This window comes from Leptospira inadai serovar Lyme str. 10 (genome assembly GCF_000243675.2).
Taxonomy (GTDB): domain Bacteria; phylum Spirochaetota; class Leptospiria; order Leptospirales; family Leptospiraceae; genus Leptospira_B; species Leptospira_B inadai.
In genome coordinates this window covers 193,881-217,883 of sequence record NZ_AHMM02000025.1, presented here as the reverse complement: position 1 = coordinate 217,883, position 24,003 = coordinate 193,881, and the positions used below count along the sequence as shown (strand labels likewise).

26 protein-coding genes are annotated in these 24,003 nt (G+C 43.9%); 12 read left to right on the top strand and 14 right to left on the bottom strand.

Going from position 1 to position 24,003, the window contains the following annotated elements; all coding sequences use genetic code 11:
* Position 1: 1 nt before the first annotated feature.
* The 5 genes from LEP1GSC047_RS16765 to LEP1GSC047_RS16750 all read right to left on the bottom strand — a co-directional run bounded on the left by LEP1GSC047_RS16765 (position 2) and on the right by LEP1GSC047_RS16750 (position 2,778).
* Positions 2–283 (bottom strand): NAD(P) transhydrogenase subunit alpha part 2, encoded by a 282-nt coding sequence (locus tag LEP1GSC047_RS16765; RefSeq protein WP_010417145.1) that lies wholly within the window; start codon positions 281–283, stop codon positions 2–4.
* A gap of 69 nt (positions 284–352) precedes the next feature.
* Positions 353–1,060 (bottom strand): 7-cyano-7-deazaguanine synthase QueC, encoded by a 708-nt coding sequence (queC, locus tag LEP1GSC047_RS16760; RefSeq protein WP_020989215.1) that lies wholly within the window; start codon positions 1,058–1,060, stop codon positions 353–355.
* Between the two features lie 3 nt (positions 1,061–1,063).
* Entirely contained in the window at positions 1,064–1,450 is a 387-nt protein-coding gene (gene queD, locus LEP1GSC047_RS16755) for a 6-carboxytetrahydropterin synthase QueD (RefSeq protein ID WP_010417146.1), read from the bottom strand.
* Positions 1,451–1,572: 122 nt separating this feature from the next.
* Positions 1,573–1,719, bottom strand: a complete 147-nt coding sequence (locus tag LEP1GSC047_RS21935; protein ID WP_010417147.1) for a hypothetical protein — start codon at positions 1,717–1,719, stop codon at positions 1,573–1,575.
* A 123-nt stretch (positions 1,720–1,842) separates the two neighbouring features.
* Positions 1,843–2,778: a cation diffusion facilitator family transporter gene (locus LEP1GSC047_RS16750; RefSeq protein ID WP_010417148.1), complete on the bottom strand. Its 936-nt coding sequence runs from the start codon at positions 2,776–2,778 to the stop codon at positions 1,843–1,845.
* 95 nt (positions 2,779–2,873) lie between these two features.
* Between LEP1GSC047_RS16750 and LEP1GSC047_RS16745 the strand changes: the two genes are divergently transcribed.
* The 3 genes from LEP1GSC047_RS16745 to LEP1GSC047_RS16735 are packed head-to-tail and all read left to right on the top strand — an operon-like array spanning position 2,874 to position 5,652.
* Positions 2,874–3,479, top strand: a complete 606-nt coding sequence (locus LEP1GSC047_RS16745) for a uracil-DNA glycosylase (RefSeq protein WP_039935697.1) — start codon at positions 2,874–2,876, stop codon at positions 3,477–3,479.
* Between the two features lie 9 nt (positions 3,480–3,488).
* Positions 3,489–4,463, top strand: a complete 975-nt coding sequence (locus LEP1GSC047_RS16740; protein ID WP_010417150.1) for a YjgN family protein — start codon at positions 3,489–3,491, stop codon at positions 4,461–4,463.
* Between the two features lie 52 nt (positions 4,464–4,515).
* On the top strand, positions 4,516–5,652 hold the full coding sequence (locus LEP1GSC047_RS16735) for a M48 family metallopeptidase (protein ID WP_010417151.1): 1,137 nt from the start codon (positions 4,516–4,518) through the stop codon (positions 5,650–5,652).
* 17 nt (positions 5,653–5,669) lie between these two features.
* On the opposite strand, the gene LEP1GSC047_RS16730 is transcribed toward LEP1GSC047_RS16735, so the two are convergent.
* Complete coding sequence (locus LEP1GSC047_RS16730) at positions 5,670–6,602, bottom strand: alpha/beta fold hydrolase (RefSeq protein WP_010417153.1); 933 nt, start codon at positions 6,600–6,602, stop codon at positions 5,670–5,672.
* Between the two features lie 13 nt (positions 6,603–6,615).
* A complete protein-coding gene (locus LEP1GSC047_RS16725) occupies positions 6,616–7,686 on the bottom strand; it encodes an alpha/beta hydrolase (RefSeq protein WP_010417156.1) in 1,071 nt (356 codons plus the stop codon).
* A gap of 879 nt (positions 7,687–8,565) precedes the next feature.
* Here LEP1GSC047_RS16725 and LEP1GSC047_RS16715 point away from each other — a divergent pair.
* Entirely contained in the window at positions 8,566–10,959 is a 2,394-nt protein-coding gene (locus LEP1GSC047_RS16715) for a sensor histidine kinase (RefSeq protein WP_180993195.1), read from the top strand.
* A gap of 38 nt (positions 10,960–10,997) precedes the next feature.
* On the opposite strand, the gene msrA is transcribed toward LEP1GSC047_RS16715, so the two are convergent.
* On the bottom strand, positions 10,998–11,531 hold the full coding sequence (gene msrA / locus LEP1GSC047_RS16710) for a peptide-methionine (S)-S-oxide reductase MsrA (RefSeq protein ID WP_010417162.1): 534 nt from the start codon (positions 11,529–11,531) through the stop codon (positions 10,998–11,000).
* Between the two features lie 162 nt (positions 11,532–11,693).
* Between msrA and LEP1GSC047_RS16705 the strand changes: the two genes are divergently transcribed.
* Complete coding sequence (locus LEP1GSC047_RS16705) at positions 11,694–12,146, top strand: DUF1564 family protein (RefSeq protein WP_039935425.1); 453 nt, start codon at positions 11,694–11,696, stop codon at positions 12,144–12,146.
* Between the two features lie 20 nt (positions 12,147–12,166).
* Here LEP1GSC047_RS16705 and LEP1GSC047_RS16700 read toward each other — a convergent pair whose 3' ends face one another.
* The 3 genes from LEP1GSC047_RS16700 to LEP1GSC047_RS16685 form a co-directional block, all read right to left on the bottom strand.
* Positions 12,167–12,604: a Crp/Fnr family transcriptional regulator gene (locus LEP1GSC047_RS16700; protein ID WP_010417166.1), complete on the bottom strand. Its 438-nt coding sequence runs from the start codon at positions 12,602–12,604 to the stop codon at positions 12,167–12,169.
* Positions 12,601–13,167: a Crp/Fnr family transcriptional regulator gene (locus LEP1GSC047_RS16695; protein ID WP_039935693.1), complete on the bottom strand. Its 567-nt coding sequence runs from the start codon at positions 13,165–13,167 to the stop codon at positions 12,601–12,603. The genes LEP1GSC047_RS16700 and LEP1GSC047_RS16695 overlap by 4 nt, the downstream gene beginning before the upstream one ends.
* A gap of 958 nt (positions 13,168–14,125) precedes the next feature.
* On the bottom strand, positions 14,126–14,998 hold the full coding sequence (locus tag LEP1GSC047_RS16685; protein WP_010417171.1) for an LA_0442/LA_0875 N-terminal domain-containing protein: 873 nt from the start codon (positions 14,996–14,998) through the stop codon (positions 14,126–14,128).
* Positions 14,999–15,088: 90 nt separating this feature from the next.
* Here LEP1GSC047_RS16685 and LEP1GSC047_RS16680 point away from each other — a divergent pair, with 90 nt between their 5' ends.
* Together LEP1GSC047_RS16680 and LEP1GSC047_RS16675 are read left to right on the top strand one after the other, a co-directional pair.
* Positions 15,089–15,643 carry an RNA polymerase sigma factor gene (locus LEP1GSC047_RS16680; protein WP_010417173.1) on the top strand — a complete coding sequence of 185 codons (555 nt, stop codon included), beginning with the start codon at positions 15,089–15,091 and terminating at the stop codon, positions 15,641–15,643.
* A 162-nt stretch (positions 15,644–15,805) separates the two neighbouring features.
* Positions 15,806–16,858 carry a FecR family protein gene (locus LEP1GSC047_RS16675; protein WP_010417176.1) on the top strand — a complete coding sequence of 351 codons (1,053 nt, stop codon included), beginning with the start codon at positions 15,806–15,808 and terminating at the stop codon, positions 16,856–16,858.
* A gap of 125 nt (positions 16,859–16,983) precedes the next feature.
* Here LEP1GSC047_RS16675 and LEP1GSC047_RS16670 read toward each other — a convergent pair whose 3' ends face one another.
* Complete coding sequence (locus LEP1GSC047_RS16670; RefSeq protein ID WP_020989053.1) at positions 16,984–17,430, bottom strand: DoxX family protein; 447 nt, start codon at positions 17,428–17,430, stop codon at positions 16,984–16,986.
* A gap of 152 nt (positions 17,431–17,582) precedes the next feature.
* On the opposite strand from LEP1GSC047_RS16670, the gene LEP1GSC047_RS21930 reads away from it, so the two are divergent.
* From LEP1GSC047_RS21930 to LEP1GSC047_RS16660, 3 genes are all read left to right on the top strand, one after another.
* A complete protein-coding gene (locus LEP1GSC047_RS21930) occupies positions 17,583–17,750 on the top strand; it encodes a hypothetical protein (protein WP_010417180.1) in 168 nt (55 codons plus the stop codon).
* A 75-nt stretch (positions 17,751–17,825) separates the two neighbouring features.
* A complete protein-coding gene (locus tag LEP1GSC047_RS16665; protein WP_020989114.1) occupies positions 17,826–19,769 on the top strand; it encodes an ABC-F family ATP-binding cassette domain-containing protein in 1,944 nt (647 codons plus the stop codon).
* Between the two features lie 27 nt (positions 19,770–19,796).
* Entirely contained in the window at positions 19,797–20,132 is a 336-nt protein-coding gene (locus LEP1GSC047_RS16660; RefSeq protein ID WP_010417183.1) for a rhodanese-like domain-containing protein, read from the top strand.
* A gap of 72 nt (positions 20,133–20,204) precedes the next feature.
* Here the strand turns inward: LEP1GSC047_RS16660 and LEP1GSC047_RS16655 are convergent, their stop codons facing one another.
* Positions 20,205–21,125 carry an alpha/beta fold hydrolase gene (locus LEP1GSC047_RS16655; protein ID WP_010417185.1) on the bottom strand — a complete coding sequence of 307 codons (921 nt, stop codon included), beginning with the start codon at positions 21,123–21,125 and terminating at the stop codon, positions 20,205–20,207.
* A gap of 85 nt (positions 21,126–21,210) precedes the next feature.
* On the bottom strand, positions 21,211–21,828 hold the full coding sequence (locus LEP1GSC047_RS16650) for a TetR/AcrR family transcriptional regulator (protein WP_010417187.1): 618 nt from the start codon (positions 21,826–21,828) through the stop codon (positions 21,211–21,213).
* Between the two features lie 157 nt (positions 21,829–21,985).
* Between LEP1GSC047_RS16650 and LEP1GSC047_RS16645 the strand changes: the two genes are divergently transcribed.
* Together LEP1GSC047_RS16645 and LEP1GSC047_RS16640 are read left to right on the top strand one after the other, a co-directional pair.
* Entirely contained in the window at positions 21,986–22,753 is a 768-nt protein-coding gene (locus tag LEP1GSC047_RS16645) for an acetoacetate decarboxylase family protein (protein ID WP_010417190.1), read from the top strand.
* Between the two features lie 41 nt (positions 22,754–22,794).
* Positions 22,795–23,976, top strand: coding sequence for an acetyl-CoA C-acetyltransferase (locus LEP1GSC047_RS16640; protein ID WP_010417193.1), 1,182 nt, complete (start codon positions 22,795–22,797; stop codon positions 23,974–23,976).
* The last annotated feature ends 27 nt before the right edge of the window (positions 23,977–24,003 follow it).

Below are 24,003 nucleotides of genomic sequence, written 5' to 3'. Positions count from 1 at the left end.
CTTAGTCCTTTTTCTTGAACATTCCGAGCATTCGATGAGTTACTACGAAACCGCCGACAACGTTGATGGTAGCTCCGACTATGGCGATAAACCCAAGAATCTTAACCAAGGGACTATTAACGGAGTGAAGAGTTAAAATCGCTCCAATAATCGTGATTCCGGAAATCGCGTTGGAGCCGGACATTAAGGGAGTGTGTAAAAGGGGAGGAATACGGGTGATGACTTCGAATCCTACGAACACTGCGAGGAGGAAAATCGTCAGGTAGCCTACGAATTGTTCCATATTAGCTTCCTTGGGTAGGGCTGCCGGCAGGAAATTAGAAAAAGACCGGGGCCCGGAAAATCTGTTCGTTCACTTTTCCGGGATGCCTGCTTCCTGAAAACCCTTTTTTCGAAGCAAGCAGGAGTCGCATATTCCGCAAGGTCTTCCGTTGATCGGGTCGTAACAGGAATGAGTCATCGAAAAGGGAACTCCTAGCTTGGCTCCCAATAGCACAATTTCCTTTTTTCCCAAGTATTGAAGGGGAGCGGCGATTTCCAAAGGATGCCCTTCCGAGCCTGCCTTTGTACCGATTCGAATCGCTTCGGAATAAGCCTTCAAGAATTCCGGGCGACAATCAGGATATCCGGAATAGTCGAGAGCATTAACGCCGATATAAAGTCGTTTCGCGTGAATTCCTTCCGCTAGGGAAACGCCAAAGGATAAAAAAAGAATATTCCGACCGGGTACATACGTATTCGGAATACCCGATTTACCCAGGCTATTCTTTGGGACTTTTATTTTTTTTTCGGTAAGCGATGAACCTAAAAAAAACTTCGGTTGAAGCTTTTGGATCAAATGAGGGATTCCCAATCGGTTCGCAATTTTTTTAGCGGATTTCAGCTCCACTTTATGGCGTTGATCATAATCGAAAGAAAGGGCAATCGGCGAGTAGCCGTCTTCAATCGCTTGGTAAAGGCAGGTTGTCGAGTCTAGTCCGCCCGAAAACAACACGACCGCTTTAGGCTTATCGGGGGAGAAATTTCTCCGAACGGCGTTTGATTCTTTTTTAGTAGCCATTCCTTATTTAGAGGCAACGTGTCTCGGACCTTCATAGATACATGCGCTTGTACAGGTTTCATGAAGGGTAATTTTGCGTAATAGAGGTAGCTGGGGTTTTAATTTTTCCCAAAGCCAGATGCAGATATTTTCGCTCGTTGGATTTTCCAAGCCTTCTATTTCGTTTAATAAATAATGATCTAGATAGTTGTCCAGCAAAGGCTTCACAAACTTGCTGACTTCCGCAAAATCCATTAGCCATCCGGTAACAGGGTCGATGGTACCCTTTAAATGCAATTTAAAGCGGAAACTATGACCGTGCATTCTTCTGCACTTATGACCTTGGGGGACGTTCGGGAGAAAATGTGCCGCGTCAAAGCGAAATTCTTTAGTTAATTCAATTTCTTCCATCAGTATGGCCTACGAAGCTTTATAAGGAAGGGATTTTGAGCAAATGAACCGATGGAGAATTCCCGATCAGTTCGAAGCTCCGAAGGTCGATGAGAAAAAAAGGAAGGACAGAAAGTTTCCCTTTATTTCACCAATTCCTTTAGAATTTCCTGGCGTTTTGCGTCTTTTTGTTGTTGGTTTAACACCAACCACTCGCGTTTAATTTGCTTTTCGCTGATACCCTTGGCTTCGGCGTATTTTTTGATGAGCTTTGCAGTCTTTTGGTTCATACCAGACCAAAATCTCGGGATCTGGCTGCCTGTCAAGAAGTGTGGAAGGGTTTATTTGGTCTTATTCGAATCTTTCCAATTATGTCTAGCATAAAATGACGTTCTGAAATTTCGATTCCGGTCTCAGCATTCTTCGTACGGACAATCGACGCCGATCGGTTCGACTTCGACGGTAGCATGCGGAATTCGAAACTCTTTCGTAATCTTTCGGATTCTCTCCTTCAGTTTTTGAGCGTGCGAAATGGAAGTCCCGGTGACTCCTACGTGCAGTGTCAACACATGATAGTTTCCGTCCATAGACCAAAGATGCAGATCGTGAACGGATTCAACGCCTCTCAGACTGAGAATGCGTTTTTCGAGTTCTTTCGTATCGATACCTTCGGGTGTCGATTGGAGATGTAAAAGTAATATCTTTCTTAAATTACGGAAAGATTGTACTCCGACCCATAACGAAATTAAGATAGATAGGAGAGGATCCACCCAACTCCATCCAAATAATAAAAGTGTAATGCTCCCTATCGAAACGGCAATCCAGCCTAAAACATCCTCGAGTAAATGTAGGACCACCGTTTTGCCGTTAATCCCGTCCACGGTTTTCATTTTTAGCAACGCGGCTCCGTTTACGACGATTCCTAAAACCGATAGGCCTAGCATCCCCCAACCGTTCGGGTTTGCGGGATTTTGAAGTCTGGGAAATGCAAATGCTATGATTGCGACGGATCCACCTAAGAGCACGATCGAATTTACCAAGGCGGCAGAGAGACCTAACCGTTTATAACCGAATGTGAACGTTTGGGTTCTTGGCCTCGCCGCAATTTTTTGGAAGATCCAGGCCAGCGCGAGGAACCCGCTATCTCCTAAGTCGTGCAAGGCGTCGGACAGAATCGCCAAACTGTCGGAAATGTAACCGCCGATCAACTCGATGATTGCGAAGCCGAAGTTTAAAATGAAAGCGTAGAAAAAAGCCTTGGAACCGTCCGGCGCGAGACCATGAGAATGCCCGGTATGCTCATCGTGATGATCCGGTCCGTGGTTTTCGTGATGATGATGGCCGTGCATAACTTCAAAGATAGATCACACGTTTATTTTCCGCCAACTCCTTTTTCGGAAAGTAGTTGCACGATAACGGGAACTCCGTATCGATTAAGAGTCCGATGAATACGATAGAGAAAGCCGAACAACTTAAATTGATCGCCGAAGAAGTTTCTAAATGTGTGAAATGCAAGCTGCATAATACGCGAACCCAAACGGTATTTGGGGAGGGAAATCCGTCGGCGGAAATCATGTTTATCGGAGAAGGCCCCGGTAAGCAAGAGGATTTGACCGGGCGCCCATTTGTGGGCAAAGCCGGAGAGCTACTAACTAGGATCATCGAAAAAGGGATTGGGGTTCCGAGAGAAAGCGTTTTTATAGCAAACATCACGAAATGCCGTCCTACTGTTGATTTAAAATTCGAAAAGGATCGCCCCCCGGACGAGGAAGAAACGATAGCGTGTTCACCTTATCTACTGCGCCAGATCACGATAATCCAACCCAAGGTAATCATTACGTTAGGAAACCCTTCGACTCGATTTATCCTTAGAACTCAGGAGGGAATTACTAAACTCAGGGGAAAATGGGGGGATTTTCACGGGATTCCCGTGATGCCGACCTATCATCCCAGCTATGTGATTAGAAACGGCGGAGAAAATAGTCCTTTAAAACGGGACGTCTGGGAGGATATTAAGGCGGTTTTGGAAAAGTTAGGTTGGAAACGCTAGGAGGATCGGTTGGAAAATCATAGGAATATTCGACTCAAATTTGACGGGAAAGGCGGGGATCTTCTCGGTATTTATCTTTTCAATGCCCTCGCGACGATTGCTACATTAGGTATTTATTATTTTTGGGCAACGGTTCGTGCCAGAAAATACTTGAATCGACATCTTGTCTTCATGGATCAGCGATTTGACTTTCATGCCACCGGTAAGGAGAAATTTATCGGGTTCCTAAAAGCGGCATTATTATTTGCGATGGCGGCGCTCGTTTATTATGCCTGGAAAACGCTGCTCGGGTTTTTTATTCCGGCCGAGTGGGCATTTATCTTTTCTATCATACCGATTTATTTAGTGATTTTGCTCCTTTTACCGTTCGTAATAGTCGGGAGCTTTCGATTCTTCTTAAGTAGGACCTCCTATAACAATATACGATTCCATTTTTCCGGTCATCCGATCGAGTTGATCAAGATATTCGTTCCGGGTGTAATTTTTTCCGTACTGAGTTTCGGATTTTATATTCCCTGGTTTTTAATCAGATTACGGACATTTTATACCGATAATTCGTATTACGGAAGCGCCGGTTTTAAGTTCAACGGTAAGGGTTCCGAATTGTTTTGGATTTATTTTAAAGGAATTCTACTATTCATACCGACTTTAGGTTTCTATTATTCATGGCTTAAGGCCAACGTGCAAAATTATTACTGGAATCACACGACATTTAACGGCATCAAAATAGATTCGAACTTGAAAGGAGAGGATGTATTAATCTATATCCTACTTTCCTATTTTTTAATAATCATAACTTTAGGGATCGCTTTTCCTTGGGTATCGGTAATCTGGATAAAGCTTTATATGGAGGCGATTTCATTGGAAGTAGAACCCGATTTAAGCGCAATTCGTCCCGAATTCGACTCGGGTGCATCGCCCATTGCCGATGGTATGGAGAGTATTGCTAGCATAGCCGATTCTATTTCCAGTTTTCTAGGATAGCGGCGGATTTTAATCCGCTAAATTTAGGATAACCCGAGGAATCGAATCGGCGATGGAAGATCTATTTTACGACGGAGAAACTCCGCTTCCGAAAAAAGGAATTCTGAACGTTAAGCAGAATGACCTATGCTTCGTTACTGATCGGAAAGAATACCGATTTTCGGGTCAGGATATCGTTGGCGTGGAAAAATTCGCTTCGGAATATAGATTAGAAATAAGAAATTTAAATTCTCCTAATGCTACTGTGATAATAGTTTTTTATTCCGAAATTACCTACGATAATCTGATCGATATCGTCAAACAAGGTAAAGGCGACATCGTCTCCGGAATATGGATGAGCACCGGGATTTGGCAGAAAATCGGAGCGCTTACGATTGCCGCTTTTATCGTTATATTCGGATACAATTCCGCTCTATCTTATTTGTATCATGTTGTTCCGTTGAGCTACGATAAGACCAGAGCGACTTTATTATCGCCTAAAATTCGGGAATTTTTGTATGTTTGTTCCGCTCCGGAAATAAATCGTATGGTCGATACTATCGGAAAAAGATTAAAGGATCCGGCCGATCCGTTTACTTACGATATTGTCGTCGTTCAGGATAATATCACGAATGCGTTTGCATTGCCCGGTGGAAATATTATTATTTTTACGAATTTACTTTCCACGATGGAAAGTCCGGAAGAATTGGCCGGCGTGATCGCTCACGAAATGGCTCATGTACGTAGACGACACGGGACAAGGAATGAGATTCGGTATCTGGGTAATTTTTTATTCTTATCATTAGCGATCGGATCCGGTTTCGAAGGCGTAGAGTTCATTGAAAATATGGATACGTTCTATGAATTAACGAGTGCTGCCTTGTTCAGTCAAAAGTTTTCGCGAGAGTTCGAGATGGAAGCCGATCTGGAAGCTTTAGAGAATCTTAAGAAATCGAATATTACCGTGGAAGGATTGCTACATTGGTTCGAAAGACTTAAGATTACTCTGGCAAGAAAAGAAAAGGAAGAGAGTTCGATGAATATTCCGGATTTTCTAAGCTCTCATCCGCCGACGGATGAGCGAATCGATGCGATTCGGCGCGAGATCGCGAAACGAGGGAACTCCAGCGGAAAGCTCGGGATCTCCCGATCAAGATGGATTCGAATTCGAAATCAATGCGGCCCGAGGGTGACCGCATCGATAAAATAGGAGTTTTAGATCGATTTTTATTCTCCTTTCTTTTTCTTTAACCAATCCGCGATTCGCTGGTATATTTCCGGGCCGGCGTCTTCATGCGCAAATAGAGACAGATGATCGTAATCGATGCTTCCGCGATTATCCCTACCGATCTCGAAAAACTGACTGGACCCTTTCTTTCTTCTATACACCGGGTGTATCGATTCAGCGGGAGAAACACTGTCGATTTTTCCGGCGATAAAGAGAGTCGGAAAATCCAACGATTCGAATTCCGCCCAGTTCTTAGGATTTTCCTCCAACGGCGGGAGATAATTCCAAAGATTTCCATAAGTGAAAAGAGTCGTCGGATCGTCCTCGTCGTACGAAATGAATCTAGAGCAGAAAGAGTCTTTGTTTTTGCAGGAATTCGTCAAATCCGTTCCGAATCGTTTTTCTTTCTTCATATCTTCCAGGAAGCTATCGTTGAATTTGTAATCCATTCCTGTTCCTAAAAAGAAGCTTTTATAGATTCCGAGATCTTTTTTTCCGTGAAGATAATGCAGGATCGTTTGGCCACCGAGGGAAACACCTCCCAGAATATAATCTTTTCGATTCGCAGATTTCTGAATTTGTGATACGGCTTGGGGAAGGATTTTTTCCCCGATATCTTTCAAATTGATTCCTGAATAGGAGTCGAAATGTAAAAGCCAAACCGTAAAGCCGTTTCCGTTCAAAACTCCGATGAGTCCCGAATAATCTCCGATATACAGGGATTTCTTATTCACCAAAATCGGATCTAGAATTAAAATAGGAGGATATTCGGAATCGGGTTGGTTAAACGTAGTGAGGTAGACGTTTGGGCCAAAATCAGCCGTCTGTTTTGTAAATACTTCCTCAGTAATCCGAACGTATCGAGTACAGGAAATGAGAAATGCGAATAAAACGAAAGATAGAGTAACGATAAAGATATTTTTTATTTTCATAATAGATTCCGGTTCAGTTTCTTTTATTCAACCAACGTACTAGAACAGGAAATACGTCTTCGTCCGCTTTTTTGCCCACCAATAAATCCGTGTGTCCGTAATCGTCCGAATGGCCTTTTCCTTTGGAGGCAATGAATAGAGTTTTATCAGCAGTACCGATATTGTCATAAACGTAGCGCAAGGAATACGTAAACCCTAGTTTATCTCGCCTTCCTCCTATGATTAATGTAGGAATTTTAATATTGGCGATGCCGTCCGCGTAATTTTGCTGCCCGTCCTCGGTTCTGAATGAACCCGTTTCTATGACTTTTTCCATTTGCCTTGCTTCCCTTTTAGTTACGGAAGCGATGGACGTAGTGAACACTCCGCTTACGATCTTCGGATCTATATTCTTTTCATGCCAAAAGAGTTCTTCGAAATTCTTTTTAGGTAAGAATGGGATGCCGGTTCCACCGCGAATTCCGGACCAGGTTTCCGTCGGAACCACCGGCCATAGATAGAGTCCCCAAGTAAAATTGGTCCATAGCTGCAGGGCTCTAGACGGCGGGTCCATGATTATAGGTGAACCGATCGTGATTAAATTCGCGACCCTGTTTTCTCCCAAAGTCCCCAAGCGAGCATATAATAACATACCGCCCATACTATGCCCGATCCAGTTGACTTTTTCCTTACCGGTCGCGTTGAGCACATGCTTAATTGCGGCATCGACGTCCTGCTTAATATAATCGTCGATCGAATAGTCGAATGTTTTTTCCCCAAAGAATAGGGATGGAGAACCTGCATCTTGTCTTCCTCGCAGATCAAGCAACCATACATCATAGCCTTCCTTCTGTAGACTCGCCACTAAAGATGACTTTTCGTTGATCTTAAAATATTTCCGATTTGCGATGAAGCCATGGCAAATAATAGCGGGGAATTTTTTGAGAGCCGTTCCTGCGATCGGAGGAAAGTGTTCGATTGATAGATTCCAATTATCTGCGGTTTTCGGATGAGAAATTTCTCCATTTAACGCTATATTTGCCGAACAGGATGCAAATAGCGAAAGTAGGACGAAACTGAGGAGTGCTTTTCGGATCATACCCATCGACACTCTTTTTTCCAGGAAGAGAATCAAGGAAAAATTGATAATTTTGAATCTTTCGGGTTTTTGAATTTTTCTTCGAATGTTCCGATTCTCTCTTATAAAATGTGGTACAAACAGAAGACAGAGGACTGAAGACAGACGCGTTCGCTCTGCTCACGCTAGACAGAAGCTGCTATAGGTTGGAAAAGTAATGGGGGTAGAGGACCGATCTACTATAACGAAAGAATCTTTCTCTAGAACATGGAAACCCGGCTTACCAATGTTCTGTCTCCCAGAAGACAGAGGACTGAAGACAGACGCGTTCACTCTGCTCACGCTAGACAGAAGCTGCTATAGGTTGGAAAAGTAATGGAGGTAGAGGACCGATCTACTATAACGAAAGAATCTTTCTCTAGAGCATGGAAACCCGGCTCGCCAATGTTCTGTCTCCCAGAAGACAGAAGACAGAGGACAGACGACTGAAGCTGCTCGAAGTTGGAAAAGTTGCAGAAGTAGAGGAAAGATCCCCTGTAACTCAGGAATCTTTCTCCAGAACATGGAAACCCGGCTTACCAATGTCTGTCCTCAGTCTTCTGTCCTCCGTAACGCGACTACACTTAACATTTCTAATAAGCGGTGAATTCGGAAAGGTGCTGGAAATATCGTTTTGAATGCGCTCATCTTCGATTAATGAGATACCTTTGCCATTACTACGGAAATTTCAAGATTTTTTGACCGTTCCTTGATTCTTAGTAACGCTTATCCTAATCAATTTCTATAAAGTGATAAAAAGTTTCGAAGAAATTCCGTTATGAAAAGAAAATTTTTTATTTCGTCAAATCAAGCTTTTCTTTCTCCTTATGCGACGGGCATATGGAATGCCCGATACCCGTTTTGATTATGAATCGAATACTCGAGTTTTTACGGCCACCGGTTTTTTCCGACGCTCAAAAAGATGCATCTGTTCGGCTACTTTACGGTTTAATGGGCGTTTGCTTGGGCGTAATGGTCGTATTTCGGATCTTGCATCCTATTTTATCCGAAAAACCTAAGTCGACATACCTTTCCGTATATTTGATTCCTTTGGCGGTCCTCATTAGCCATATTCTGGCAAAAAAAGGAAAACTAAAAGCGGCCGCACATTTTTTGGTCGGTCTTCAGTGGCTACTTTTGTTTTTCATAATGCTTCGAGAAGGGGGAGTTCAATCGATCGCGTTTTCTTTCTGCATGGTCTTGATCGTCTTCTCCGCTTTAGTTCTCGGGAATATCGCCGCGATGACCTATATGGTATTGTCCATTCTTGCGGGCTCATTAAGCATTTATCTGAATGAGAATAACATTATAGAGCCGGTTTTTCGAGCGAATTCGAATAAAGCAGTACTTCTCGGCGTATCCATCGGCTTTTTCATGGTAGCAATACTTATGCGATTTGCTCTTATCGGATTCCGCAAGATGAGGGAGGAGCTGTCGGAGGTCCAGCTTTACGCGAAAGTCGGCGGTTGGACGCTTAATACCGAAACGTTAGAGCTGACTTTGACTAAGGAATATTTAATTCTTCTCGGCAAGGAAGATGCCCGCGAATCGAAGACGTTATCGTTCGATTCGTTTTTAGAATCGCATGTCGTGGCAGAAGACCGCGATAAACTACGCGATATCTTGAAGGAAAGTTTAGAAAATAAGAATGATCCTACATTCTCCGTTGATTTCGTTTATCAAGCTATCCGGTTTGACGGTAATCCACGATTCATTCAGGTAAAGGGAAAATTTAGGGATTCGATCGTAGGCTTCGGTACGGGTCAGGATATAACGGACAAATACCTTTCCCAGGAAAAGTTAAGGACGAGTCAGGAACTTTTTGCAAAAATATTTCAATTGAGCCCGTATGCTATTTCGATTTCCCGAGTTTCAGACGGGAAATACTTCGATATCAACGAAGGATTTACTCGTCTCTTCGGTTTTACAAGGGAGGAAGTCATCGGGAGAACCGCTTTCGATATTCGACTCTGGGTAAATCCGACGGATCGGGTCGGATTTACGGAAACGATAAAGAGAGACGGAATTCTCTTAAATGCGGAGACGTTGTTTCGAACCAAGAAAGGGCAGATCGTGCATTCGGTATTTTCAACAAGACTTGTCGTTATCGACGGTGAACCGAGCATGATCAACGTCGTTCAAGATACTGCGGAAAGAAAGGAAGCCGAAGATCTTCGAATTTTAAACCGTGAGATTTCGGAGCAGAATAAGCTTATCGAAGAGCAGAAAAAAGAATTAGAAGAAACGTTACAAAATTTAAAAAGAACGCAAAACCAATTGGTTCTATCCGAAAAAATGGCGGCCTTAGGCCAATTGGTGGCGGGAATTGCGCATGAAATTAATAATCCGATCGGCGTCATCAGCGCTTCTAACGAAACGATCCGGAGTTATTTTTCTCGGTCTATGCAACGTATGGAAGAGGCATTCGTAATCCTACAGGGCTTACAGGAAAAGGCTAGGGATGACTTGTATTCCCTTTTACGTAAAGGTCATTATAACCAGGAGTTATTATCTCCGAAGGAGGCGCGGGAAAGAACCAAGGTTTTGGAAGCCAATTTAAAGGAATTAGGAATCGAAGGAGCTAGGTCTCTTGCCGAAGAATTGGTGGAGGCGGGCCTTGAAAACGCTCTTTCGGATTTTCCTCGCTTGTTTACCGGAAGACATTCTAGGGAATTGTTGATGTATGCGCTAGATGAAATTCAAGCCGCTAGAAGCTGTCGGTTAATCGAAATGTCTGTCGATCGAACGTCGAAGATCGTATATGCGCTTAAGAATTTTTCCCATTTCCGTTCCGGAGGAATTAAAACTGCGGTGCATCTTTACGAAAGCCTGGATACGGTTTTAACGATTTATCATAATCAACTTAAGACAGGCGTCGAAATCAAAAAAGATTATAGCGCTATTCCTCCTATCCAAGCGTATCCGGATGATTTGCTTCATGTTTGGACGAACTTAATTTATAATGCAGCGCAAGCGATGAACTTTAAAGGAGTTTTAAAACTTGAAATTTATAGAATAGGCGATTACGAAGCTGAAGTAAGAATTTCCGATTCCGGTCCCGGGATTGCGGATTCAATCGCCGATCGCATTTTCGAACCTTTCTTTACTACGAAATCCCAGGGCGAAGGGTCCGGTTTAGGGTTGGATATCGCTCGGCGTATCGTCGAGAATCATAACGGTTCGATTCGTTTCGAGTCCTCTTCGGAAGGTACTACTTTCTATGTTCGCTTACCTATAAATTCGTCCGGCGATTTCGTTTAGAGATTCCTTTCATGTTCCGCTAACCGATATTTTTCTCCCTATTCTAACCCTTTCTTTTTTAGAAATTTTTCAATTTTAGGCCGAATTACATAATGGCAATAAGGCTGATTAGGATTCGTGCGAAAATAATTTTGATGGTAGTTTTCAGCGGGAAAAAACTTTTCCATCGAGATGATTTCGGTTACTATCGGATCTTTGAAATGCGACTGGGCCTTTTTCCTAGATTCCTCGGCGATTTTTTTCTGCTCCGGAGTTTCAAAGAGAATGATACTTCGATATTGAGTACCTTCGTCATTTCCTTGGCGGTTTCTCGTAGTCGGATCGTGGGCTTCCCAAAAAACGCTCAGTATATCGGAAAATGAAATTCGCTCGGGATCAAAACCGATGCGAATCACTTCCGCGTGTCCCGTGAGCCCTGTACATACGGATTTGTAATTCGGCAAAGGGTCCGAGCCTCCCGCATAACCGGAAACGATCGATTCCACGCCGTCGATTAGCTGATAAACCGCTTCGACACACCAAAAGCAACCGCCTCCTATCGTAGCATATTCCAGTTTTTTTTCCTCGGTCATTCTAACCCTCCGGATTCTTACTTATATTAGATTTCGCGACAATTGTGAAAAATAAAAAAGACTTCGTATTCGTTTCAATTCGGTGCCGTTTTTCGAAAAAGATAGCTTTGGTAGGATGAAAAAATACGACCGACGGGAGAGTTCCGATCCACGTATATGATTATGAAACTGAAATTAATCTACGAAAACAAGAAAGCGATTCCGAAAGTCGTTTCGCTTCGAGCAAAGTCTTCTCGCGGGGAGTTCCCGCATTGTACGCTCCTAATTTCGGAGGAGCTATGCGATCGGTTTCGGAAAAAATGGAAAGGGGAGCGGTCACTAGCGCGTTGTTTAAACGAACTTCTTACGATTTACGGCGCCCATTTGGAGAAGGCTGATAAATTGAATTCGGGTTCGTTTATGCTCCTCTATCAGCGAAAACGCCACGAATCGGGCGCAGGTTGGAATCGCATCAATTTTCGACCGGACGGAAGCGATTGGACGAGGCTCGGAAATTTAGCGCGTTGGCACGGAGTATCTAGATGCTTTTTATTTAGTTATTTGCTGGAACTCCATTTAAAAAGGAAGGTGCAATCAAAAGCACTCGCTCCCGCTACAAGAAAGAAAATCGCTTAGAAAATTCTCCCCGAGAGGGATCAAACGTCCACTCTCGGTTTGATTTCTTCCAAGTTAATCGAAGAGAGGGAACTTAACTTACCGATCTCTTCCTCGACGGAAACCAATCTCTCGATCATAGTACTTAGCAGTATTGAAAAGAATTTCGGATTTGTCTGTCCGATTTTATGAAACATATCCTTATCGAGACTTCCGATCTTTGCCTTTTCCGAAATGACCGTCGCGCCGGCAGTTCTGGGAATTTTGCTGATCAACGCCATTTCGCCGAAAAAGGAGCCGGCAGTCAGTTTGCGAATGACCCTCGCTTCGCCGTCGTATGTTTTGCGGATCTCTAATTCTCCATAAAACAGAAAATACATCATGCCCGTCGAGATATCCTTCTCTTCGAATACGTTTTCTCCGGCTAAATAAGTCTTAATGGAAATATTATTAATGAATTCTAATATGTTTATGCTCATGCGACGCTCTCTTTTTCGGATTTCGTATTAATCGCTGCAACGCTCGGCTTCGGCTTGGAAGTGTTCTCTTCTTTCTTCCCGGACAGTTCTTCGGACGGAATTTCCTCCCGGGGGAGTTCCGAACTCGGCGCAGACGTTTCTTCTACGCGTTGTTCCTCATTTCGCCGATGTATCTCGGAATACAGCGATTCGAGTTTTCCTTCGGCCCGGTTTAGTTTTTCGATCGTGTTCTTGAGCAGCAGAAGCAAAAATTGCGGATTGGTTTGTTCCAACTTATTGAAAACCGCTTTATTCAATATTCCCACTTTCGCAGTCGGTGAAATTACTTGTACCGACATGGTTCTTTGTTTGCCGGAGATCAGGGATATCTCGCCGAAGAATTCGCCGGGGGACAGATTTTTAATGGGATGTTCCTGATTCAGGTCGCGTCTTTTTGAAACTCTTAACTGACCCTGAAAAAGAAAATACATGTTTCCGTTCGGTAGGTCCCCTTCTCGAAAGATATAGGAACCTCTTTCATACGTTATCGGAGTGACGCTTTGTAAGTGATCGGCCGCCGTCATATAATGGAATTCGACGAGGGAAAGTAAGCGAATCCAATGGCTCGAATAAAAATTAGAACCTGAAATACGTTCCAATTTTTTACGGAAGGCTAAATCGAGGGTCCGTTCGAAGAATTTAGTTGGATTTAAAACGAAAACATTCGGACTTACTATCCCTTGGGTGATGATAGAATGTTCCGGATTCCATCATCAAAAAGTCCAAAGATAGAGCTTGCGGAAGGGATTATGTTTTTTTTAAATATATTAAATAAGATGAATTCTCTTTTAATGAAAACTGCGATCGGAGAAGAATTTTTTCCGTAAATAGGAATTCGTTTATCATTCACTCGACTTTATTTATTAAGAGATTTTTAATTTTTAATTGCATTGTAATAATTATGAATCTATAATTCGGTAATATACTTCCTCTTTAAATTTTCGTTAAGCGGGAATTATATAACCGTAAAACGTGTTCGGCCAATTGATCGGAAATGTCGTTGATAAAAGTTCGGCCGAAAATGCGGAAATCATTTTAAGAATCCCGATTATTTGTGACAAGATCGCAGCCGCGGCGAGGATTTCCGGCCACGATCGGTCCGGATTTTTTATCGAATCCAGCTTGGGCGGTGCTCGTCTTGCGACGGTATTCGAAAGGAGGTTTTTTTATGAGAACTTTTTATCTCATTTTCGGGCTTTGGGTTTTGTGGCTCTATTCTTCTCGGGAGTACGTAACGCTAGGAACCTATAGTTCTTTCCAAGAATGTAATTCGGCAAAAACTTCCGATCAGTCGGGGATCATGCTTTGGAAAACGGAGTGTAAGGAATCAACGAAATAGTAAAGTGCCGATCCTTTTTCGGGGGTTTTCACGGGAAGGCGAAAGAGTTAGTCAGAAATTGAATTTAGAATCGAAACGAATCAAGTAGATTCGTTTTTTTTTAAATAGGAAAAATTATTTCGACAAAATTCGTCGTCTTCGATTCAGAATTTCCAGGCGTAGGCCAGCTCGGTATTCCAGCCCAATGCATTTCCACCCGAGGAGAAGGGACGATAGGCGGGACTTATGCTGAAGCGAATTCCGTCCGGATGTTGATCTCCGGCTAATAGCTTCTCCTTTTGAACTCCTAAATAATAGGAATATAATATCTGCAATCCATACGCGACTCCGAAAGCGAGGAGGGCATCGTTGGAGAGAGTACTCGCGCTTTGGTAATGTTTAAATGCACCGCCTGAATATGCCGAGCCTACTAAAACTCGAACGAGAGTTGCCGAGGGTGGATTTAAGTTTGGATCGTTTTGCGAAATGACTAGATATTCGTATACTTTGTTTTGATAGGCGGATTTGGCCGAATGAAACTCGCCGTTCGTTTTCGTACTATAATAAGCCAGACCGAGTACCGCGGCAAAGGTGGCCACTCCTTGCCATTTCTTATCCGCTTTCCATAGGCCCCATCCGGGCACCGCCGCCGAACTTAAAGGATAATTCCAGCGAGGTTTTTGCCACCATCTTTGCTTTCCCGGTTGGATCGGCTCTTCCTTGACCTGCGCTTGTTCTACGGTTTTAGGAATTTCTACCTTCTTGGGCTCTTGTTTAGGTTCGTCTTTTAAACGAAGTTCTTGTATTTCCGTTTTTGGGATGGTGAGAACTTTCCCCCCGACTTCCATCTGCACATCCGTCCGCGTTTGGTTTATCACTTTTCCTTGGAGAACTTTCCCGTTTTTAAGCGTTAAAGTCGCACTGAAGATCGTGCTAGACGACAGAAAGATAAGGAAGAATAGAATAATCCGACGCAGGAGCGTAAAGCGAGCGGTATGATTACCCGGAAATAATCCTTCCGATAGGTTAAAACTCATCGATTCGAGATTTTCTAGGCAATATCTTTCTTCAAGAAAAAACCTAATTTACTTGAAAAAACGGAACCAGGAAAAAACTTTCATTCTACCGTGTCGGAACCCTTATTTTTCGAAAAATTATACAATAAGAATAAGGATCATTTGTTCTCCTTTATTCGGCGCTCGGTGAGGGATGAGTCGACAGCCTTAGACCTTTTGCAAGACACGTTTTTGAACTTCTTTAAGCATTATTCCGGTAAGGTTCTTCCCGAGGAACAGATCGCTCGGATGATTCTTTTTAGAATTGCCCGAAATTTAATGATTAACCATGGCAAATCTTACTATCAAAAGAACGTTTCTTTGGTCGGAGAAGAGACGGGGACGGTTTTCGACTCGAAAACCCAAGGTCCGGAAGGCCAGGTTTTGGATGAAATGGCTGCCCAGGATCTGGCAAATATGCTTTCCATCCTTTTTGAGATTTTACCGGAGGACCAGAAAACTGCGTTAGACCTCCGTTATTCGCAGGGGTGCAAGCTGGAAGAGATCGCTCAGGTTCTGGAACTTTCGGTATCCGGCGTTTCCCGGTTGCTGGAAAGGGCGGAAAAAGCGATATTGCAAGAAGGGAAACGGAGGGGATTTCAACCTGAATCCTTCTTAAAAAATTGAGAAACGGTCTTTTTAGATTTTCGCACAAGTGATTAATTTCGTCAGAAAAGAGCATGATCCTAAAAAAACGAGCAACGAAATTCTCTCCAGTTTGTTGGTCCAACTGAAAGCGGGAGAAACGCTCGAAGAGCGGGAACCTGAAGATAGAAACGGAGAAAGAGGATGAATGGGATGACACCTGAATTCGAACCCTATGCCGAGTTCCTCAAAAGGACTCGTGCCGTTTCTAAACTCCCCGACTTCGATCCTTCGTGGATTGGAAAGTCTCCCCGCTTTGAAGTGGAGGCAGTCGTTGTGGAAACCTCAAATAAGAGTAATATAGTGGAACTTCCTAAATCGAGTCGTCGCGTCTTTTGGATCGCAGCGGCAGCAGTTCTCTTAGTTGGTATTGGTATAGGCGGATATTTCAAATTTTCCAAATCACAAGCACCGGTCGTAGAAGGAGCAATTCTGAAAGCCGCAGTGGTGTTTGTAAAAGGGGATGCGAAAGTCGTTCGTGATGTAGAAGCTCCGATTCATCTGGGCGATATTTTGACCGAAGGGGATCGAATCGTTACGGGTTCGGGAGGATCGGTAGATATAGGACTCACCGATTCTAGTATCATTCGCCTTAAGGAAAAATCGACTTTATTGTTAAAAGGAATGCGTGAGACGGAAGCTTCTCAAGTAAAACTCTCCCTTCTGTCGGGTAGAATTTTGAGCTTGGTGGAGAAAGAAAAGAAGAATGCAAACTTCGTAGTCGACACCCCGACTGTCGTAGCGGCCGTTCGTGGTACGTCGTTTGAAGTAGATGCAAATTCCGAAGAATCTTCCGTTTACGTTGCTGACGGAGCCGTCGAAGTCACACCTTTGGTAAACGATGAAGCGCAGAAAGTCTTGAACGTCGGCGGGTTAGTGGTTGTCACGGTTCAGAAAGCCACCTATTATGAAGACACGGATCGCAGTAAGAAAGTTCTTCCGGAATACACTGAAATGCGTAAGAACCTAAATGCATTAGACAAAGAAGTTATGGAGACTACGAGAAATCTCAAGTCTGCTAAGACCGAAGCGGAGTTGAGCCAAATGTATGATAAGAATATCGAGCAAATCATTTTGAAAGATGGACGTGAACTCCGCGGAGTGGTCGTTTCTCAGAAAAAAGGTAAGCTGATTATCCAAACCCTAAAAGGATCTTACATACTAGACGAAGCCGTGGTGGAAACGATTCGGTACTAATATAGATTTTTCCCGTTCTTTAGCGGAGTAAGACCCGGATGCGGAAACGCTTCCGGGTTTTTTTGCGGTAACGGCTTCCGGTTTGAAAAAATTTTGGTCCAAAAGACGAACTCGTTTTCAAACGATTATAGCAGCTGGTGCGCAATGGGTCTGTCGATAGAATAGGAACCCCCGCCGCTTATGACTAAGGAAAAGGCCATCGAAGCTGCAAGGATATGATACTCGAATCCCTCGCCTCCTTTATCTCCGAACCAATTCATAAAAAAACCGTGATCCATATGGGTCAGTCCTGCGACACTCAATGTTATGCCGATTCCTAGAGCCCAAAGACGAGTGAGAAAGCCCACGCTAATACAGATCGAACCGGTAAATTCGAATACGATCGCCAGCACACCCATGAAATAAGGAAATCCCAGGGTATTCGTAAAGTAATCCATCGCTACTTCGAAGCCGGAACCTTCAAACCAGCCCACGGCCTTTTGGGCTCCATGAGGGAAGATGCAGATGGCCAGACCCATTCTTATCAGTAAGGGGCCGATTCCGGGTTTAGTAGCGAAGAATGAGTAAACCATATATTCCAGGGAGTATCGTAGTGACTGCAAACGGCTTCTACCCATTTTTGCGGGAGGCAACCGAATCAGAGACGGATTGTTCCAAGTAAAAGAGGTTGTCGAAGCGGCCTATTCTGAAAATTTTGGTATTACGAACGCATCGGAAGGTACCTATGTCTGAAGAGACTGCCGAAAAAAAGAACAAAAAGATCAACAAGATGTCCGTTCAGGAGCTTGACCAAGCTCTTAAGGACGCCGTCGAGAAGATGAATGGGGAAACGAGCAAGTACGTACAACATCTTAAAGCGAGAAAAGAAGAATTACTCGCCAAAAAGAAGTAAGCACTACTAGTCTTGAACCTAAAGGCTTCCGTCTAAAAGACGGAAGCCTTCTCCTCCCTGCCTTACGTAAGAACCATGCTACAGTTTATAGATATCAAGCACAGGTTCGGTAGTTCTACCCTCTTTGATAAATTTTCCTGGCATATTAAACCCGGTTCCAAGGTCGCTCTTGTCGGACCGAACGGTTCCGGAAAATCCACTTTGTTCCGTATGGCGGAAGGCGATCTTATTCCCGAAGAAGGAATCGTAAGCAGATCCAAGCATACCGAAATTTCCCTTTTCCAGCAAATCCCGGATTTCGATTTCGAAGTATCCGTCATCGAAACGGCGTTAACGCGCCATAAACATTATAACGAATATGTAATCCGTTCCCGCGATATTCATTCCCGTATGGACTCTACGGATCATGACTCTCCCGAATTTAATAATCTATTAGAAGAGCAAAGCTCCCTGGAAGAATACGCATTTACGTACGGGGTTCATGAGTTGGAAGCTAGGGCCCGCAAAATCATAGGTGGATTAGGCTTTTCTAACGAACAAATGGAACGCAAGGTGCGAGAGTTCTCTCCCGGCTATCAACATAGACTCGGATTGGCGATCGCGATTCTAAACCCCGGAAACCTTCTTCTTTTGGACGAACCGACGAACCATTTGGATCATGCGTCCAAGGAATGGCTGGGAGAATATCTTAGAACCACGAATCGATCCTTCGTTCTGGTTACCCACGATCCCGAATTTTTAAACGCGACCACGGATACGATTGCGGAGTTAAATCCTTCGGGTGTGCTCGAATTTAAGGGGACTTTGGAAGATTACTTCGAGCATAAAAACGAACTTTTAGAAAAGCTCCGCGTGCAATTCCAAAAAGAAGAAGCTTATCTAAAAAAAAGAACCGAATGGGTCGAAAGGTTTCGTGCGAAAGCCACCAAGGCAAGGGCGGTTCAAAGCGTTATTAAGAAGCTTGAAAAAAGGGAGAAGGTGGAAGCTCCCGAAGATTCCTTTTGGAATTCGAAAACGGATTATACTTTCAATTATATTCCTTGCGGCAACATGGCATTTCGAGTCGAGGATGCCGATTTTTCTTACGACGGTAAGAGGCCCTATATTTTCGAGGGAGCCGAGCTGCACGTATCCACCGGGGATAAGATCGCGGTTATCGGACCGAATGGCGCCGGGAAATCCACTTTTTTGAGATGCATATTAGGGATTCATAAATTATCCGACGGCACCATAACCTTTGGCCCAAAGACCAAAATCGGATATTTTTCCCAAAACCATCATGAGGATTTGGATCCGGATAAATCGCTTTTGGAAACCGTCCTTTCCGTCTATCCGGATATGTCCGAAGTAGAGGCTAGAAGTCTATTAGGGTATTTTTCTTTTTCGGACGATCGGGTTTATAAGAAAGTCGGCTTACTTTCCGGGGGTGAACAGAGTCGACTGAGATTAGCCTTGCTGGTAAAGTTCGGATCTAATTGTCTCTTTTTGGACGAGCCGACGAATCATTTGGATTTGGTCGTTAGAGATAACTTGAAGCGAGCCTTGCAGGCTTATCCAGGCGCAGTGCTCGTAATCTCGCATGACCCCGAATTTTTAAAAGATCTCTGCAACCGTACGATTTCCGTTTCGGGCGGTAAAATTCGGGATCTGAATACTAGTTTTGCGGATTATCTCAGATTCCCGCCCGAAGACTTACAGTCGGAGGGCGGGATCAACAAACCGCAAGAATCTTCGCTATCGAACGAATCGAAGGATAAAACCCGCTCGCAGAGAAACGCGGATAAAAATCGGGTTAAAAAAATTCAGAAAGAAATCGAACAAATCGAATCAAAAATAGCTTTATTAGAAAAAAATAAATCTAATTCCGAGGAACTATTAGCCGATCCTCAATTTTATAAAAATCGTAGTTACCAATTGGAATTAGACACTTATAATCAAACGAAACTCGAAATCGGTCGTTTAACCGAACAATGGGAAAGCTTGCAATTGGAATTGGAAGAGCTTTCCGCAATCGCATAATCTTTTTCGAATTTAGGAGCAAATGCAATGATTCCAAAAGAGCTGAAAACAAGACTAGATGCCCGCAAATCGGGAGACGATGATTTTTATCTTTTGGATGTGCGTAATCCGAACGAACAGGAAATATGCCTGATCGAAGGAACGGATTTATTGATTCCGGTAACCGATCTCCCGGCTCATATAGCGGAGCTAGAACCATGGAAGCAATCCGGGAAAGATATCATTGTGTATTGCCGATCGGGCGGACGGTCCGGAAGTGCCTGCGCGTTTTTGAAATCGGCAGGCTATGCAAAGGTTTTTAATCTGGAAGGCGGGATTCTGAGATATTCCGATGATGTCGATTCTACCTTAGCTAAGTATTAAGCTAAGAACTAAATTTTTCGAATAACTCGATTGGAAACGCATCTCTCTACCCAGAAAAGCGTAATTTATTTCTTACTTTGAAAGAAAGCTTATCAATTCCGGAAAAACGATTTCCGGACGCTCGATATGCGGAAGATGACCTGATTTAGGCACTAATAAGAAAGTGGGTTTTAGTAGCTCTTTCACGTAAGAACCGGTGGCAAGAGGAGTCGTTCGATCTTCTTCCCCCCAAATCAACAATACCGGTTTTTTTGTTTCGGCCAAACGTTCATAAACGGGTTTCGGGTCGATAGAAAGAAGATTCCTAAGCGTGGATAGGATTGCGGACCCGAAACCTTTGAATTTCATTTGTTCCTGATACTTCTTTTTCCAGCCTTCGGGAATTCTTTCGGGGTTGAAAAAATCTCCGGTTAAACGTTCGGGTAGGGCGGGGATGAAAATCGAAGCGGATACGTATTCCCCGATCCCACGGAGGTTTAAGGGAAAAATTTTCGCCTTTTCGGAGAAAGGATCTATTAGTACGACTTTTCTAACACGCTCGGAATTTTTACTCACGAAACTCGCGCAAATGGGTCCTCCCATAGAAAGACCGATTATATCGAACGGATCGGAAATCTTTAATGCGGATAGGAGTTCCTCTAACTGGGTTTGAAACAGTGGAATATCGTAGATTGTGTTCGGTCGATCCGAGTAACCTCTCCCGTATAGATCGAATCGAAGAACCCTGTAACCGGCCCGTTCCAACGCGTCCGTCGTCGAGTCCCAAATAAAATACGGCGTTGTAAATCCGTGAACTAAAACTACCAATTTACCGTTTTCCGAACCGGAAATCCGATAATGAGTCAGCCCCTTAGAGAGGCGCACGAACTTTCCTTCCACTTTACTTCTGATTTCGGAAGTTAATTCTTCCGTTTCTACGGATCTAAGATATGGGGCTGAAGCAAGCGCCAACAGTACTAGGACGGAAGCGAATAGAAATACTTTCTTTTTCATTTCAGTTATTTTTCGAAACGGATATTTAGAGATCTAAAAATAAGATCCAAAAGAACTTTAAATCGTCAAATTTTTTCGGAACGAATTATATCTCGTCGCCTAAAAGAATTTTGCGGAAGAATAAAAATCCTTCATCCAGAGGGTCACCCATACCGCGCTTCTTAAGCATACCGGTCATATCTAAAACGATTATACCGTACATCCAGGAATACATTGTTCGAGCCAGCGAAGGATATTCCTCTTCGGTGATGATAAATTCGCCTGAACGACAACCCTCTCGGATCGTTTCGAGAAATACCCGATAACTCGTGGGCAATTTCGGAAATGCTTTACGATGCATGTGACCGTGAACGGTATTGAACATGACTTTGTGAAGCTCTTGGTTATTTCCGGAAAATTCATAGTAAGTGCGCGCAATTCGAGTTAATTTCTCATACGCGTTTTTACCCTGTAATTTCGCTTCTCTCAAAGTTTCCGTAAGCTGGGCTTCACCCTGGGAGATTAAAATCTTGATGATATCCTGCTGGCTTTTAAAATGTGAGTAAGGACTCGCAACGCTGCAATCTAATTTCTCAGCGATTCTTCGCATGGATAATCCGTCGATCCCATCTTCGGTAAGAATTTCCATCGCAGCTTGCACGATGGTCTGCTTATTAAGGCTGTTTCTGGTACGCCGTTTCGGGCGAGTAGCTACTAGGGTCATGGACTGCCTTCCGGACAGAGTCTAGAGGACGATTGTCCTCCGATAATGTTCTGTTCTATTCCAGTTATCCTGAAAATAGGCAGAACATTCAAGAGTTTCCTTTCCAAATTCGGGGTTTTTCGGAGGATGGGTTCATAAAAAAGAAACGGATAACCGGATGAAAATAAAGGAAAAAAGCCCAACAAAACCTAAAAAGAAGGCATCCGAAACCTCTTCCGCGCGTTCCAAAGGCGGTACTGTGGCTTCCCAAGCCAAAAAGGCAGTAGCGAGTACCCCGACTAAAAAACGGTTTTCGGCACCTTGGCATCTCAACGGAAAAGGATTTATCTTTCCGCTATTGGCCAATCGGTCCTATAACGTAGACAGAGGCTTTTTCGACGAAGAAGATCGCAAGAGCTACCGTGGTGGTCTTGGCTCGCTTATATTCGCGAATTACGAGTCGTCGGACGTGGGACCTTATTGCGAGATCCTTTATATTCCGGGTAATTTCGAATATAAAAATCGAAACTATAAGCGAATCACGCGGATTTTCGTATCGAGTCAGGATGCGTCGGAAGGAGGGATTCGCAATTGGGCGATTCCGAAAGAACGTGCGGATTTCCTTTGGCAAAAAGAAGGATCTATTACGAAAATTGAAATTTCTCGGAATGGAAAAATTTTTTTAAGAGCGATGGTTAAAACTTTAGGTTTTAATTTTCCGGTGAACACCTCGCCGTTGGATATTTCTTTCTTACAAAAAAAGGGCGAGGGTGAATATTTAGAAACTGCCTTTATCGGAAAGGGGAAAGGGAAACTCGCTCGATTGGAAAGTTTTTGGGTGGATGATAGCTTCTTCCCGAATTTTTTAAACGGAGGCGGATTCAAGACCGGGGTGGGAATCGATCCGTTCGATCTGGAATTTCCCGTCGCGAATAAACTAAGTTGAAGAATCATAAAAATATAATATTTATTGGAGGAACGAAGTAAATGGAAGAAGCGGTTATTTTAGACGGGATCAGGACTCCTTTCGGTAATTTTGGGGGGACCTTAAAAGATATTAGTGCGGTGGACTTGGGCGTTCATGTATCGAAGACTCTTTTAGAAAGAACTAAAATAAATCCCGAAGACATCGCCGAATCGATTTTCGGAAACGTTATACCTACCGGAAAAGAGGCCATCTACCTGGCAAGGCATATCGGATTAAAAACCGGTTTACCGTTAAGCGTTCCCGCCCTTACTCTAAATCGCCTTTGCGGTTCCGGAATGGAGGCGATTATTCAAGCGGCAAAGAAGATTTACTTAGGTGATGCGGAGGCGGTTCTTGCAGGCGGTTCCGAGTCTATGAGCAACGCGCCGTACGTCGTTCGTAATGCGCGTTGGGGCGTCCGTTACGGTTCCTCCGAGTTCGAAGACAGTCTCGAACAAGGACTAACGGATCAATATGTAGGATTGATTATGGGAGCCACGGCGGAAAATCTTGCGGACCAGTACAAAATCAGTCGTAAAGAGCAAGACGACTGGGCGGGAATTTCCCAATCGAGGGCGGAGAAAGCGACCTTGGAAGGTCGACTGAAGGAAGAGATCATATCCGTTACCGTCGGCGGGAAAAAACCGATTACCTTGGAAAAGGATGAATTCATTAAAGGCGCTGCTTCGATCGAGAAACTTGGCGGTCTAAAGCCGGCATTCAGGGACGGTGGAACCGTTACTGCCGGAAATGCCTCGGGTTTAAATGACGGCGCCGCCGCGACGATCGTTACGTCGGCTTCCTATGCTAAGCGAATCGGCAGGAAACCGTTGGCCATTATTCGCGGATACGGACATGCAGGTTGTGATCCGGCCAAAATGGGTATCGGGCCGGCCATTGCAATTCCTGCCGCACTCAAAAAAGCGGGATTAAAGCTTTCGGATATGAGTTTAGTCGAGGTAAACGAGGCCTTTGCGGCACAGTACCTTGCCGTTCAAAAAGAACTGGGGTTGAATCCGGATATTACGAATGTCAATGGGGGTGCGGTCGCTATTGGTCACCCGTTGGGAGCTAGTGGAGCGCGGGTTACGATTACTCTCGCTTACGAGTTGAGACGTCGCAAAGCTAAATACGGCGTGGCTTCCTTATGCATCGGGGGCGGTCAAGGAATCGCTCTAGTGTTAGAAAATCCGGAGGTTTAAATCCGGAAACCTGTTATAAGCAGGAAA